At 57.7% G+C, this 15,381-nt stretch carries 8 protein-coding genes; 5 read left to right on the top strand and 3 right to left on the bottom strand.

The window, feature by feature from the left end:
- Positions 1–322 precede the first annotated feature (322 nt).
- The 3 genes from O3C79_RS05885 to O3C79_RS05875 form a co-directional block, all read right to left on the bottom strand.
- Positions 323–787, bottom strand: a complete 465-nt coding sequence (locus O3C79_RS05885) for a C40 family peptidase (protein WP_494385178.1) — start codon at positions 785–787, stop codon at positions 323–325.
- Positions 788–905: 118 nt separating this feature from the next.
- Positions 906–2,657, bottom strand: a complete 1,752-nt coding sequence (locus O3C79_RS05880; RefSeq protein ID WP_494385177.1) for a putative bifunctional diguanylate cyclase/phosphodiesterase — start codon at positions 2,655–2,657, stop codon at positions 906–908.
- Positions 2,654–5,278 (bottom strand): ATP-binding protein, encoded by a 2,625-nt coding sequence (locus tag O3C79_RS05875; RefSeq protein WP_494385176.1) that lies wholly within the window; start codon positions 5,276–5,278, stop codon positions 2,654–2,656. The genes O3C79_RS05880 and O3C79_RS05875 overlap by 4 nt, the downstream gene beginning before the upstream one ends.
- 248 nt (positions 5,279–5,526) lie before the next feature.
- On the opposite strand from O3C79_RS05875, the gene O3C79_RS05870 reads away from it, so the two are divergent.
- From O3C79_RS05870 to acnA, 5 genes are all read left to right on the top strand, one after another.
- The gene (locus O3C79_RS05870) at positions 5,527–6,909 is read left to right on the top strand and encodes a DEAD/DEAH box helicase (protein WP_494385175.1); all 1,383 of its coding nucleotides are present in this window, start codon (positions 5,527–5,529) and stop codon (positions 6,907–6,909) included.
- 321 nt (positions 6,910–7,230) lie between these two features.
- Complete coding sequence (scpC, locus tag O3C79_RS05865) at positions 7,231–8,748, top strand: succinyl-CoA:acetate CoA-transferase ScpC (protein ID WP_494385174.1); 1,518 nt, start codon at positions 7,231–7,233, stop codon at positions 8,746–8,748.
- Positions 8,749–8,860: 112 nt separating this feature from the next.
- Complete coding sequence (locus O3C79_RS05860; protein WP_494385173.1) at positions 8,861–10,111, top strand: MgtC/SapB family protein; 1,251 nt, start codon at positions 8,861–8,863, stop codon at positions 10,109–10,111.
- Positions 10,112–10,127: 16 nt separating this feature from the next.
- The gene (locus O3C79_RS05855; RefSeq protein ID WP_494385172.1) at positions 10,128–12,515 is read left to right on the top strand and encodes a Lon protease family protein; all 2,388 of its coding nucleotides are present in this window, start codon (positions 10,128–10,130) and stop codon (positions 12,513–12,515) included.
- A gap of 106 nt (positions 12,516–12,621) precedes the next feature.
- Positions 12,622–15,339, top strand: coding sequence for an aconitate hydratase AcnA (gene acnA / locus O3C79_RS05850; RefSeq protein ID WP_494385171.1), 2,718 nt, complete (start codon positions 12,622–12,624; stop codon positions 15,337–15,339).
- The last annotated feature ends 42 nt before the right edge of the window (positions 15,340–15,381 follow it).

Here is a 15,381-nt window from a genome sequence, read left to right as displayed (position 1 = left end):
TTACTCACAAAATCCAGAAGTAGCACGAATTGTTGAAAACATTCTTTTTTTGCTCACACTTTCTGTGCAAAACCTTTAGGATAAGTTTTGGAAAGCTCACAAAGCGACAATATAACCCTTTGTTTTGAAACAACTTTAAAAAACAGTATATTTATTGAGCGGTGCCGGTATAGTTGTCCTCAAGCAGAAATTGTCAACCCCGAAGAGACGGTTATTTAATAACCAAACCAACTGAAATCACAATAATCAAGAGTTTGTATTCACAGGGCAGAAAAATTTTGTGCTCAGTATACAAAGCCTGTGAATAACCGCTTTTACCACCTCAGGGAAGGCGCCGCGCCATCCACCAGGCGTCTGACCAATAGGGGTTGGTGAGGCGTGAAATCATCACACCGCGACTGGTTGAAGCATGCATGAATTCGCTGTTGCCAAGGTAAATTCCGGCATGACGCTGTTTGAAACCGGTTTTGAAAAACACCAAATCACCCGGCTGGAGCTCATGCCTTGGCACGCGTCCCCCCAAGCGAGACTGGTCAGCCGTGGAACGAGGCAACTGTCGCTGATCAGCCTGCAGATAGACCTGCTGAATAAAACCAGAGCAATCAACACCGCTGCGAGAGACACCGCCGAAACGGTAGGGTGTACCAGCCCATTCGGCATAATGCCCCAGTAAGGACTGACGAACCGGATGATCAAAGGCGATGCTTGCCGGTTGGGAAGGTTGGTTACTACACCCCCCAAGCACAAGGCTTAGCAGCAGAAGCACAATAAGCGGTCGCAGGGCCATAACAAGCTCCCAGGGTTGGCCGAGTTCCAGCTGACAGCCAGCGACCGTCAGAGCTCAGAACCATCATCATAACGCCACAAGCATATGGCGTCAGTTCCCCAGCGTTCAGGCCAGGGGGTTATTCACCCTGAAACAGATGACCGAAGCCGAGCTGGGCCAGCTGAAGAAAAGCCTTTTCTCGCAGCGGCGGGGATAAAAGAAACCCCTGCACCTGGTCACAGCCCATACGCCGCAACATGTCCATCTGCTCAACCTGATCGACCCCTTCGGCCACGGTCTTGCATTCAAAATGGCGCGCCATATCGATCACGGTCTCAACCAGTCGCTGGTCCTGGGAGCTGAGATGTAACTCACGGATAAACGCGCGATCAATCTTCAGCACCGAGACCGGCAGGCTTTTCAAGTAGGACAGAGATGAGTAGCCCGTACCAAAGTCATCAATGGCAACACCTACACCGGCGTCGGCCAGGGTTTCCAACTGCGCTCTTGCCAGCTCGACGTCATCCATCAGGCCGGACTCCGTGACTTCTACCTCAACCATGGCAGGTGGCAGCTGCAAAGCCGATATCTGCTCGATCAGCCGCTCCGCAAAGGTGGGTTGCATCAGCTGAACACTGGACACATTGAACGCCAGGGTAAAGTCGTTATCGACCTTGCCTGCGCGATACCAGGCATCGACATGTTGCAGAGCCTGCTGCTGAACCCAGTCCCCGATGGCAATAATGTCGCCCCCGGCTTCGGCCAGGGGGATGAAATGTACGGGCGAGACCTGCCCAAGCTGTTTATTGTGCCAGCGCAACAGAGCCTCGGCACCACTCAGACGGCCACTGTTAATATCAATTTTGGGCTGAAACACCAGCTGGAATTCATCCGCCGCGAGGGCGTCAGCCAACTCATCCTGCATGATTTGACGCTGTCGCAACTGCTGCTCAAGCTCCGCATCATAGCGCTGCCAATGGCCTGACTCCTGCGGCAAAGCCAGCGCCGACATGCGAATGAGTTGCTCTGCATCACAACGATCATCACTGATGCTAACGCCTATACGCACCCCAAGTTTCAATTGCACGCCACCGGCCTGCACAGGTTCATGGAACAATCCCAGCAGACTATCCAGATTACGCTCGCCTTCCGCTTCACCGGGCCATTGCGGCATGATCAAAAGCCATTCGTGACTGTTCCATACGCCCGCAATAAGCGCCCCAGGCCGGGACTGCTCCCGCAGACGCTGCGCCAAGGCCTGCGCCAGCTGATCAGCAACTCCATAGCCGTGCAGACGTGCACTGCTTTCCAACCCTTCCAAAGCCAGGAACAGGACAGCAACGGGTCCTGAGTGATGCAAATGTCGCTGCAGAATTTCCAGCAAGGCACGGCGGTTTGGCAGCCGGGTCACCGGATCTTCACGTGCCTGACGGTGCAATTCGGCGGTACGCTGAGCCACCAATTGCTCCATCAGGTCTGCTTTCTCGCTGTGTTCACGTAACAACAGTCGCTGCTGCAACGTATTGGTCATGCGCTGCAGTACTTCAGTCTGGTCGAATGGCTTGGTAATAAAATCCTGTGCTCCCAGTGACAGCGCCTGGTAGCGGGTTTGTTCATCAATCTGTGCGGTAAGGAAAATCACTGCCGGCATCCGCTCTCCCAAACGGGTCTGCAGACGCTGCATTAGCTCGAGACCATCCATCCCCGGCATGCGGATATCCAGCAGCACCAGGTCCGGGCAACGTTGATGAATGCGAGACTCGGCCGCAAAGGGGCTGGTTACACCTTCCAGCTGCTGGTATCCGGCATCTTCAAGAAGATTCTCCAGCAGCTCAACATTAACCGCGTTGTCGTCAACAATCAGGATGTCGGCACCCAGATGTGCGCTCATGAATCCTCTCCCTGATCGAGTATCTGTGCCACCCTGTCCATGAACAGCATCAGATCCAGTGGTTTGGTCAGATAATCCACAAAACCGGCCTCGCGCGCCTTGCGAATATCACGCGTTGACGCCGAAGCCGACACCGCCAGCACGGGCACCTGCATCGTCAGCGGGTTCCCCTTTAGAAGTTGCTGCGCCTGAAAACCGCTCATACCTGGCAGGTCGATATCCATCAGAATCAGGTCCGGCGGCTCCGAACAAGCCAGCTCTATGCCCTCTTCAGCACTGTTGACACACACCAGATCACAACTTTCCAGCTCTTCGAACAGGTCTATCATCAGGCGCTGATTGGCAGGATTATCTTCGATATACAATACTTGCTGCTCAGGCAATGGCAGGTTGGCACTTGGTGCTTCAGCCTCGTCGCTCGGCTCGGATACAGCCGCCCTATTCTCCAGGGGCAGTTCAAACCAGAACTCACTGCCTTCACCTTCAACGCTATCGACGCCAATCTCACCCTGCATCAGATGCACCAGTTTACGGGTCAGCGCCAGCCCCACGCCCGAGCCCTCAATCATGCCATTGTCGGCATCCAGCCGGTTAAAAGGCTGAAACAGCTCTGACATGCGCTGTGCCGGAATACCCTTGCCCGTATCCTTTACGGTTACCTTTATGCGAGTACCTTCAAGGACATTACAGAACAACTCCACCCGCCCCTGGGGACGATTGTACTTGATTGCATTACTGATGAGGTTTATCAGCACCTGCTGCAGACGCGTGTAATCAGCCCGGATACGATGACGGCAGGTTTCGGATTGTAGCCACTTGAGCTTTATTCCCGCTTCGCTCGCCAGCGGGCTGAGAGTTTCCACCGCTTCCTGAATCACATCACCCAGGCACACAGGCTCAATGGATACCTGCATTTTACCTGCTTCGATACGGGCCAGATCCAGCACTTCGTTTATCAGGCTCAGAAGATGGCGCCCACTGCGGATAATCTGCTCCGTTTGGCGGTGCTGCCGATCGGTCAGCGGTGTGCGGCTGTTTTGCAGCAACTGGGCAAATCCGAGAATGGAGTTCAGCGGCGTACGCAGCTCGTGACTCATGGAAGAAAGAAATTCGGTTTTGGCCTGGCTGGCGCGCTCGGCACGCTCGTGCTCTGTTTTCAGCGCCTCGTTCAACCGCTGCTGCTCATTCATCTGCCGATACAGATTGATCAACAGGGCACAGGTTGAAGTAAAAGGCTCCAGCCATTGTACCAACTCGGGGTCATAGTCCTCATTGGCATTGGCGATGGCATACATGCCGATTACCTGACCATGGTCCAGTATCGGCACCCCCAGATAGCGGTACAGCGTGGGATGTCCCGGCGGCAAGCCACCACCCCGTGGATCCTGCTCCATGGCATTGCTCAACACAACTTCCCCGCCGGCAAACACTCGTCCCAGCATGCTATTGGGGTTGGTCAGGCGCATATCGCCACTGACCAGCTTGCGCATCAGTTCCCTCGAGTCCTCACTCCAGGACAGATCGGTAATGGCGTGCAGTGTGAGCGCCGGCTGCTCGCTATCACTGACAACCTCACCGATCAGGGCGTACTCACTACCGGTCAATTCACGCAGGGCTTCTTTAAGGAACTCCCAGAGTGTATTGCCCGTAACCAGTGCCTTGTAATCGGTCAACCCGGTATGCAGGACTTCAAGCAGCGCACGCTGGCGCTCCTGGGATTGACGCACTGCATGCACATCCGAAAGATCGGAGAGAATACCGATAAACTCACGACTGTCCGGCCCCTGGCCATCGGTCTTTACCTCGCTGACAGCAAGGTGAACAGGAATGGTATGACCGTCACGGTGTAACGCCTCCACCTCTCGCCCGGTACCGATAACCCTCGCATCTCCGGTGCGCTGATAGGCCTGCAGGTAGCCATCATGATGCTGACTCCAGCGGTCAGGCATCAGCATTTTAACGTTGCGACCAATCAGTTCTGATTCCTGATATCCCAGCATCTCCTGAACAAAACGGTTCGCAGCCAGCATACGGCCACGACCATCGATACGAACGACCCCCGCTGCGGCTCCTTGAATGATCGCCTTGTAGCGTGCTTCACCGGCGCCGGCAAAGCTCTGCTCATTGGGCTGTTGTCGGCAGGCAAACAACTCCAGCAACTGCTCCGCCTGAAGCGCCAGTTGCTGCAATTGCTGTAATTGACGTTCATCGAACTGACGGACGCGGCGATCCAGCAACGTCAGAGCACCTACAGCCTGCTGCTTGTAATGCAGCGGCACGGCGGCATGGAATTTAAGCCCCTGCTCTTCAACCAGCGATGATCTAATACCCGGGACCTGTGTCAGGTTCGGGGCCTGCTGCAAGGCGTCCCGCTCAAGCGCATTCTCGCAAGGCAGCTGGTCTTTCTGCCACTGTCTTGCTTCAAGCCCATACGCAGCCTTGCACCACTGATACTCTGCGTCGATCAATGAAACAAGGACAATGGGGACATCAAACAGCGCTGCCGCAAGCTCTGCCAGGCTGTCAAAAGCAGGATCAGGATCTGTGCCCCACAGGCCAAGTGCATCCAGAGCCAACAAGCGCTCAGCTTTTGTATTTGACGATTTGGGTGTTTGAATCATGGCAAGGAGCACCGGGCAAATGGGATATAGACGCCATAGTCAGACAATCTGGTTAATATCGCAATCAACAATCGGTATACGTCCACTGCCCGGGCTTCGATCAAGCTCAAAGTTATCCACGCTTTTTGTGGACAACCCCCTGAACAACCTCCGTACAGCACTGCTGAAGCGATATGCGGCGGGACTTGGCAGCCAGCGATCATTTCGCATCCTCAAGCGCCGCTTAATTTGCTAGGATTCGCAGTCTAATGTCCATGCGAGATTTCAACGTGTTTGCAGAACTGATGCTACATGAACGCCTGCTCAAGGCGATCGATAAACTGGGGTTCACCCAGCCGACTCCGGTACAGCTGGAAACCCTGCCCGAAGCCCTGGCCGGACATGACCTGATCGTCGGTGCCGAGACAGGCAGTGGCAAGACACTGGCGTTCGTAGCGCCGATGCTGCAACACTTTCTGGATACCCCCTCGCCCAATACGGGTGCCCGTGGCCTGATCCTGACGCCAACACGAGAACTGGCGGAACAGGTCTGCCAGTCGGTGAAGGATCTCGCCGCCTTTACCCGCGTCAACGTCATGACCGTCTGCGGCGGCACCGGCTTCAAGGAGCAGGCTGCAGAAATGCGCAAGAATCCGGAAGTGCTGGTAGCCACGCCCGGCCGTCTGGCCGAGCACCTGGAGCGACAGACACTGGATCTGGATGATCTGGAATATCTGGTACTGGACGAAGCCGACCGCATGCTGGACATGGGTTTCCGTGACGAGGTGATGGCCATTGTTGATATCTGCCGCCCTCAACGCCAGTCCATGGTCTTTTCCGCCACACTGACCCACCGCGGCGTGCGGGAGCTGCTGCCGCAGGTACTCAATGACCCTAAAGAGCTTCTGCTTCACACGCCTCAGGATGCCCAGGCATCCATTCGCCAGCAAATCATTCTGGCGGATGACGACAAGCACAAGGAACGCCTGATGGAGTGGCTGCTGGCCAACGAGCAGTACGACAAGGCGATCATCTTTACCAATACACGCGACAAGGCGCAGTGGCTGGCCAAAAGCCTGCAGCGCCAGAACCGCCGCTCCGGTGTATTGCATGGCGAAATGACCCAGGATGAGCGCAAGCATGTCATGGGACTGATGCGCAGCGGCAAAATCAATGTTCTGGTGGCAACGGACGTGGCGGCACGCGGCCTGGATATTGAAGGCCTGGACCTGGTCATCAACTTTGATATGGCCCGCAAGGGTGACGAGCATGTTCACCGAGTGGGCCGTACCGGTCGCCAATCACGCGAAGGCCTGGCGGTCTGCCTGATTTCACACACCGAGTGGAATCTGATGTCCAGCATCGAACGGTACCTCAAGCTCCAGTTTGAGCGGCGCACACTGAAAGGACTGGAAGGCAGCTACAAGGGGCCCAAGAAGGTGAAAGCCTCTGGCAAGGCCACCGGTACCAAGAAAAAGAAAACTGACGCCAAAGGCGCCAAGAAGAGCAGCGGCAAGGTGCGCGAACGCGACCGCAAACAGGTCGGCAAGCGTCGGGGCAGTAGCAGCGCCAGCCCGGCGCCCAAAGGCCCCAGTCTGGGCGATGGCTCCATGCCGATGATGAAACGCAAGCCAAAACCGGACAGCGAATAAACGCATTCGCTTCCAGTAAAACGACGGGCCTTCGGGCCCGTTTTTTGTGCCCGAAACACCCTATCAGTTGTGCCCCTTTAGACCGTTTAAACCGAATATTTAGAAAGGCATGGGTTGCGCATAATGCAACTCAGTTTCCACAAACCCGCAACAATGTCTACAATTTATTCACAAAACTAGACTAAAGAACTACAGCTAGTTAAAGTCCTGCTCGTAAAATACGCCTGCATAACCTGCAATACGGCCAATCTTTATACCCTGCGCAAAACTGCGAACCCAGGCCATAAATATAATTGTCAACAATCTGGCGTGAGAGTCCCTATGTCTGATCACTCAAGAATCCTCTGCCCTGTCCTGCAACAACGCATTATGAGCGCCGAACAGGCTGCCGAGCTGATTCCGGCAGGCGCCAATGTAGGCATGAGCGGTTTCACCGGTGCCGGCTACCCCAAAGCCGTCCCGGGCGCTCTGGCGCAACGCATTCGACAGCTGAACAGTCAGCCCAATGCCAAGCCGTTTCGTATCAATGTGTGGACAGGGGCCTCCACGGCGCCCGAGCTGGATGGTGTGCTGGCCGAGGTTGATGGCATCGAGATGCGCCTGCCGTTCCAGAGCGACCCCATCTGCCGCAACCGTATCAATGATGGCACCATGGATTATGTTGATTACCACCTTTCCGAGGTGTCCCAGTACGCCTGGTCCGGCTTCCTCGGCAAGATGGATATCGCCCTGATCGAAGTGGCCGGCATCCGTGAAGACGGCAGCCTGATTCCTTCTTCATCCATCGGTAACAACAAAACCTGGATTGAGCAGGCAGACAAGATCATTCTGGAGGTCAACTCCAGGCAGAATGCCAAGCTGGAAGGCATGCACGACGTGTACTACGGTACCGCGCTACCGCCGAACCGCAAGCCGATCATGCTGACCGACCCGGCTGACCGCATCGGTGAGCAGTACCTGGCCTGCCCACCGGAGAAAGTGATCGCCGTGGTGGAAACCGCCGCGCCGGACCGCAACTCGCCCTTCAAACCCAGCGATGAGGTTTCAAAAAAGATCGCCGGGCATATCCTCGAGTTCTTCAACAAGGAGATCGAGCTGGGCCGCCTGCCGAAAGAGCTGCTGCCGATCCAGTCTGGCGTGGGCAACATCCCCAACGCGGTGCTGGAAGGCCTGGATGCCGGCCCTTACAAGAACCTGACCGCGTTCACCGAAGTGATTCAGGACGGCATGCTGAAGATGCTCAAGTCCGGCACCCTGAAGGTTGCATCCGCGACAGCCTTCTCGCTGAGTCCGGACGGCATTCAGGAGTTCGATGACAACATCGACTTTTATCGGGACAAGATCATTCTGCGCCAGCAGGACATCTCCAACCACCCTGAGCTGGCCCGTCGTCTGGGCGTGATCACCATGAACGGTCTGATCGAATGCGACCTGTACGGCAACGTGAACTCCACCCACATCATGGGTACGCGTATGATGAACGGCATCGGCGGCTCCGGCGACTTTGCCCGTAACGGCTATCTGTCGATCTTTGTCTCGCCCTCCACAGCGAAGGATGGAGCTATCTCGGCGATCGTGCCGATGGTTTCCCACGTCGATCATACCGAGCACGACGTCAAGATCATCGTCACCGAGCAGGGTCTGGCCGACCTGCGCGGACTGTCACCGCGTCAGCGCGCCCATGAAATCATTAACAACTGTGCCCATCCGGACTTCCGCCCTGCACTGATCGACTACTACGAACGTGCATTGCACTCGGGTCGCGGCATGCACACCCCGCATCTGCTCGAAGAAGCGCTGAGCTGGCACCAGCGCTATGAACAAAGCGGACAGATGTAGATCATGCTCTAAGCCTTTTGGGCGTCCCTGGAGGCGCCCTTTTTTATGCTGCTGCAAACCCTGCCATTTCTGTTAGTCTCATTGATAGGGAAGCAGGCAGCAGGAGGCACTGGTGACTCAAGAACCTCTGTTTTTAGTGTTGGTAGCATTGGCGCTGGGCATGCTGATCGGTCTTCAGCGTGGCTGGCATGAACGTCACACCCGCGCTGGTGGTCGCATCGGTGGAATACGTACCTTTGGTCTGCTGGCCCTCAGCGGTGCCATGGCAGCTCTGCTGGCCGAACCACTGGGACCGGGCATTACCATCGGTATCGGTATTGCGGCCGCCCTGTTGTTGGGACTGGCGCACTGGCTCGACTCCCGCGATGATCAGGACTTCGGCATCACCACGGTCGTCGCTGGGATCGTGACTTACCTGTTAGGTGCCATGACCGTACTGACCGACCTCAGTCTGCCTGTGGCCATCGCGGTCCTCACTACAATAGTGCTGCATTTCAAGCAGGCTCTGCATCGTGCCCTGGAGCACCTGAGCGATCATGAGATCCGCGGCATTCTGCAACTGGCGCTTATTTCCGCTGTCTTGCTGCCGGTACTGCCCAATGCAACCTACGGCCCCTGGGATGCGCTTAACCCCTATGAGATCTGGCTTCTCGTTGTCCTGATTGCCGGCATCAGCTTGGCCGCCTACTTTGCCATGCGCCTGGCCGGTCCGGACAAGGGTGTGATTATCACCAGCCTGCTGGGCGGGCTGGCATCCAGCACCGCATTGACTCTAAGCCTGGCCCGCATGACCAGCCGCCTGCCGCTGCCACGTCTGTTGGCCTGCGGCATTCTGCTGGCAGCCACCATCATGTATCCGCGTATTTTGCTGGAAGTGGCGGTGGTCAATGCCGCCCTGCTGGACGCCCTCTGGTTGCCTATGGGTGCCATGGCACTGGGCTGTGCTGCCGGGGCTATCTGGCTGTGGCGCACCCGTGAGCCCTTCGGCAACCTGGACACCTCCCAGCTTATCACCGAGCCCTTCCAGCTGGTGCCGGCCCTGCAGTTCGGCTTTCTGCTGGCACTGATCATGTTGATATCCCATGGCATCAAGGCACATATGGGCGAGCAGGGGTTATGGCTGGTCGCGATTGTCGCCGGCCTAACCGATGTGGATGCGATCACCCTGACCCTGGCCCGTATGGCACGTGACACCATCAGCCAGGAGACCGCCGTCACCGGTATCACTCTGGCAGCAATTACCAATACCCTGGTCAAGGGCGGCCTGGCCTTCTTTGCCGGCCACTGGGCGCTCTGTAAACGGCTCTGGCCGGGGTTGGTGCTGGCCGTCGCGCTGGCTTTGCTAACCTTATTCCTGACCTGAGCGGGAGGATATGGACATGACAACACTGCTAAGCCCCGAACACCTGCGTCACGCCTGTGACCTGAGTGAACTGGGCATAGATTCATCGGCTGATATCACACCGGATTACTCCGCGCTGGGACAGGAACGGGCAGTGGATGCCATCCAGTTCGCCATCGGCATGGACCATTGCGGCTACAACCTGTTTGTCAGTGGCTCAACCGGGCTTGGCAAGCGTGAACTGGTCTCGCGCATAATAAGCGCCGAAGCCGCCAGCGGCGAGGTCCCCTCGGATTACTGCTATATCCACAACTTCGACAACCCCAGCCAGCCACGCGCACTCATTTTGCCGCGTGGTACCGGGCAGCAACTGCATGAAGACCTGCGCCGTCTGATCGAAGTACTTCTACTGCGCATTCCCGCCCAGTTCAAAAGCGAGGAGTACCGCAACCAGCTGCAGGCGCTTAATGACGAGTTTCAGCACCTGGAAGAAGCCGGCTTCAAGGCACTGGGCAAGACCGCCCGAGAATCCGGCATTACCCTGATGCGCACTCCCGGTGGCTACACCCTTGGGCCGATAAAAGATGGCAAGCTGATGACCCCGGACCAGTTCAGCGAGCTGCCCGAAGACGAGCAAAACCGAATCAAAGAAAAGCTGGAAAGCCTCAATGAGGAGTTGACCGAGCTGATTCATGAAGTGCCCCGCCTGCACCAGCAACACCAGGCACGCATTCGCGATCTGGAGCAGGAAACCACCCGCGGTGTCATCGACCCGGCCCTCAACAACCTGCGTCAGAAATATGGCGAACACAGCGCCACCTTCCATTTTCTCGATGCCCTGCACCAGGACCTGATCGAAAATGTGGACGACTTTTTCCCCAGCGAAGAGGAGGAACGCGCCCCGCTGCACAAGCGCGCACGCTCCGCCAAGTTTCGTCGCTACCAGATCAATGTGCTGGTTGGGCACCATGAAACCGACGGTGCACCGGTGGTTCATGAAGATATCCCCAGTTATCAGAACCTGGTCGGACGGGTGGAATACGAAGCCCACTTCGGCACCCTGAGCACGGACTTCAGTCTGATTCAGCCCGGCGCCCTGCATCGCGCCAATGGCGGTTACCTCATCGTTGATGCACAGAAACTGCTCAGCTACCCCTTCGCCTGGGAAGGCCTCAAACGCGCCCTTCGCAACCGCGAGGTGCGATTGGATTCACTGGAGAAAATCTATGGTGTCAGCGGCACCCGTGCCCTGGACCCGGAGCCCGTGCAGCTGGACACCCGCGTTATTCTGATTGGCGACCGGCGCCTCTACTACCTGCTAAAACAGTACGATCCCGAGTTCACCTCCCTGTTCAAGGTCTATTCCGATTTTGCCGAGGGCTTTGATCGAATCCGCGATAATCTGAGCGCCTACTTGGGACTGATCAGCATGCTGGTGCGTGAGGAAGGGCTGACCCACTTTGATCGCTCCGGATTGGAAGCCCTGATCGAGTACAGCTCCAGACGCATGGACGACAGCGAAAAACTGTCACTGCACCGTGGTCAGCTGATCGACCTGCTGCGTGAGTCCAGCTTCTGGGCCCTGCGCCAGGGAGACTCACTGGCCAATCGAGCCCATGTGGAAAAGGCGATTGCCCAACAACGCTATCGCAGCAGCCAGCTGTCCGAACTGATGCAGGAGCAGATCGAACGCGGCCTGCAAATGGTCGACACCCAGGGCAAGGAGGTCGGGCGCGCCAATGGCCTGTCGGTATTCCAGCTGGGCGACCAGCGTTTTGGCAAGCCAAGCCGGATCTCGGCCACCGCCCGCATCGGCAATGGCCGCATGCTCGATATCGAACGCGAAACCAAGCTTGGCGGGGCCATTCACACCAAGGGCGTCATGATTCTGGGCGCCTGTATCGGGGCTCGCTATGCCCGCAACCGTCCTCTGTCTCTGAATGCGAGCCTGGTATTTGAACAATCCTATGGACCGGTGGACGGAGACAGCGCCTCCGCTATCGAGTTCTGCACACTGATATCAGCCATCGCCCAGCTACCGATCAAGCAAAGCCTGGCCGTTACCGGCTCCATCAACCAGCAAGGCGATATCCAGGCCATAGGCGGCGTTAACGAGAAAATCGAAGGCTTTTTCGAGCTCTGCCAAAGCCGAGGGCTGGATGGTGAACACGGCGTGGTCATTCCTGCAGCCAATATCCCGCACCTGATTTTGAATGAGGCGGTGGTGAACGCCTGTCGGGAAGGCCTCTTCCAGATCCATGCTGTTGCGACGCTGGATGAGCTGATCGAGTTGCTGTTTGAGCGCCCTGCCGGCAAGGCGGATGCCGGCGGTCGCTATGCGCCAAGCACCGTGAACGGGCTGGTACAGCAGCAACTGGCGGATTGGTCGGAGCTTGCGCAAAAGCATGCTGGCGGCAAGGACTGATACCCATACTCTGGACCTGCGGGGGTTGAAGTGTCGTTCTGTCGTCCCAAGGTCATCAGAGTAGGCTACTCTGAATTTTCTGCGTACAACTCAGGAGAGGCTCGACATGAGGCTAGTGGACACAACGCACACCCTGACCGTGGGCAACCAGGACTACCGTATCAGCAGCCTGCGCAAGGCCGCTGAGCAGCTGGGGTCGGTTGATCGCCTGCCGCGCTCACTCAAGGTTCTGCTGGAAAACCTGCTCCGCCGTCACGACAGCGACGCGGTGCAACCGGAAGACTTGCAGGCCCTGGTGGACTGGCAACATCAGGGCGGACGCTCGGATCGCGAAATTGCCTATCAACCCGCTCGCGTGCTGATGCAGGATTTTACCGGTGTCCCCGGTGTCGCCGACCTGGCCGCCATGCGCGATGCGGTCAGCGAACTGGGTGAAGATCCGCAGAAGGTTAACCCGCTATCCCCTGTCGACCTCGTGATCGACCACTCGGTGATGGTGGACCACTTCGCCAGCCCCGATGCCTTTCGCGATAACGTGCAGATCGAAATGGAACGCAACGGCGAGCGCTATGCCTTCCTGCGCTGGGGCCAGAAAGCCTTCGACAACTTCCGCGTGGTACCGCCCGGTACCGGAATCTGCCACCAGGTGAACCTGGAGTACCTGGGCAAAAGCGTATGGACTCAGGAGATTGACGGCGAAAACTGGGCCTATCCCGATACGCTGGTGGGTACCGACTCCCACACCACCATGATCAATGCACTGGGCATTCTGGGCTGGGGTGTGGGCGGCATCGAGGCGGAAGCGGCCATGCTGGGTCAGCCCGTCTCCATGCTGATTCCTGAGGTGGTGGGCTTCAAGTTGAGCGGCGCCCTGCGTGAGGGCATCACCGCCACCGACCTCGTACTTACCGTTACCGAAATGCTGCGCCAGCATGGCGTGGTGGGCAAGTTTGTCGAGTTCTATGGCGATGGCCTGGCCCAGCTGCCACTGGCCGACCGCGCTACCCTGTCTAACATGGCACCCGAGTATGGCGCCACCTGTGGTTTCTTCCCGGTGGATGAAGAGACCCTGAAATATCTGCGCCTGTCCGGGCGTGACGAGCAACAGGTCGCGCTGGTCGAAGCCTACTGCAAGGAACAGGGGCTCTGGCGCGAGCCCGGCGACGAGCCGGTATTTACCAGCACACTGGAACTGGATCTGGGCAGCGTCGAAGCCTCGCTGGCAGGCCCCAAACGCCCGCAGGACAGGGTTACGCTGAGCGATCTCAAGTCCCGCTTCGATGAGCTTATGGCGCTCAGCCTGACGCCGGCCCCCGGCAGCGCCGAAGGCAAGCTGGAAGCCGAAGGCGGCCAGCCGGTGAACGACACACCGGTAACGGCTGAGGTTGAACTGGATGGACAGCGCTTCACCCTGGATCAGGGTGCCGTGGTCATTGCCGCCATCACCTCCTGTACCAACACCTCCAACCCGGGCGTGATGCTGGCCGCTGGCCTGCTGGCACAGAAAGCCGTCGAGAAAGGCCTGCAACGCAAGCCCTGGGTGAAAACTTCGCTGGCACCGGGCTCCAAAGTAGTCACCGAATACCTCAAGGCAGCAGGACTGGATAAGCCACTGGATGCGCTGGGCTTCAACCTGGTCGGCTATGGCTGCACAACCTGCATCGGTAACTCCGGTCCTCTGCCCGATCCGATCGAGCAAGCCATTCGCGAGCGTGATCTGACAGTGGCCTCAGTGCTATCCGGTAACCGCAACTTTGAGGGCCGCGTGCACCCGGCCGTGAAAACCAACTGGCTGGCCTCGCCGCCGCTGGTCGTCGCCTTTGCTCTGGCCGGGCGAGTGGATATCGATCTGTCGCAGGCCCCCTTGGGCGAAGATGCCAACGGTCAACCGGTCTACCTTAAGGACCTCTGGCCCAGCCAGGCCGAGATTGCTGACGCTCTGGAGCAGGTCAACACCGACATGTTCCGCCGAGAATACGGTGCCGTCTTTGATGGCGATGCGGACTGGCAGGCAATCGACATGGCTACCGGCAACACCTATGACTGGCCCACATCCACGTATATTCAACAGCCACCGTTCTTCACTGGCATGTCTCCGCAGCCGGAACCGGTCGAAGATATCGACAAGGCACGCGTACTGGCCCTGCTGGGTGACTCGGTCACCACGGACCATATATCCCCCGCTGGCGCGATCAAGGCGGATAGTCCTGCCGGTCGTTACCTGCAGGATCAGGGCGTTACTCCGGAGAATTTCAACTCCTATGGTTCCCGGCGTGGCAGCCATGAGGTGATGATGCGCGGCACCTTCGCCAATATCCGTATCCGCAACGAGATGCTGGAAAACGTGGAAGGCGGAGAAACGCGCCACTACCCCAGTGGCGATCAGCTCGCCATCTATGATGCCGCCATGCGCTATCAGGATGAAGGCCGCCCGCTGGTCGTCATTGCCGGGCGCGAATATGGCACCGGCTCGTCACGTGACTGGGCTGCCAAGGGCACCCGTTTGCTGGGCGTACGCGCCGTCATTGCAGAGTCCTTTGAGCGTATCCACCGCTCCAACCTGCTGGGCATGGGTGTGCTGCCTCTGGAGTTTATCGACACGGATCGCAAGGCGCTGGGTCTGACCGGTGAAGAAGAGATCAGCCTCAAGGGGCTGGCGGAGTTGAGCCCACGTCAGGAGCTGAAACTGGAGATAGGTTATCCGGATGGTCGCACGGAGCAGGTGGATGTTCGCTGCCGGATCGATACCGGCAACGAACTGGCCTACTTCCAACACGGCGGTATTCTGCACTATGTTCTGCGCCGTATGATCGGCAAGGCCTGATGGCTCTTGCCTCGGCTCAGGCGACCCTTGCCTGAGCCCACG

Source organism: Marinobacterium sp. NO-S09 (assembly GCF_059179545.1).
The sequence above is the reverse complement of the archived record's forward strand: the minus strand, read 5'-3'. Positions and strand labels throughout refer to the sequence as shown.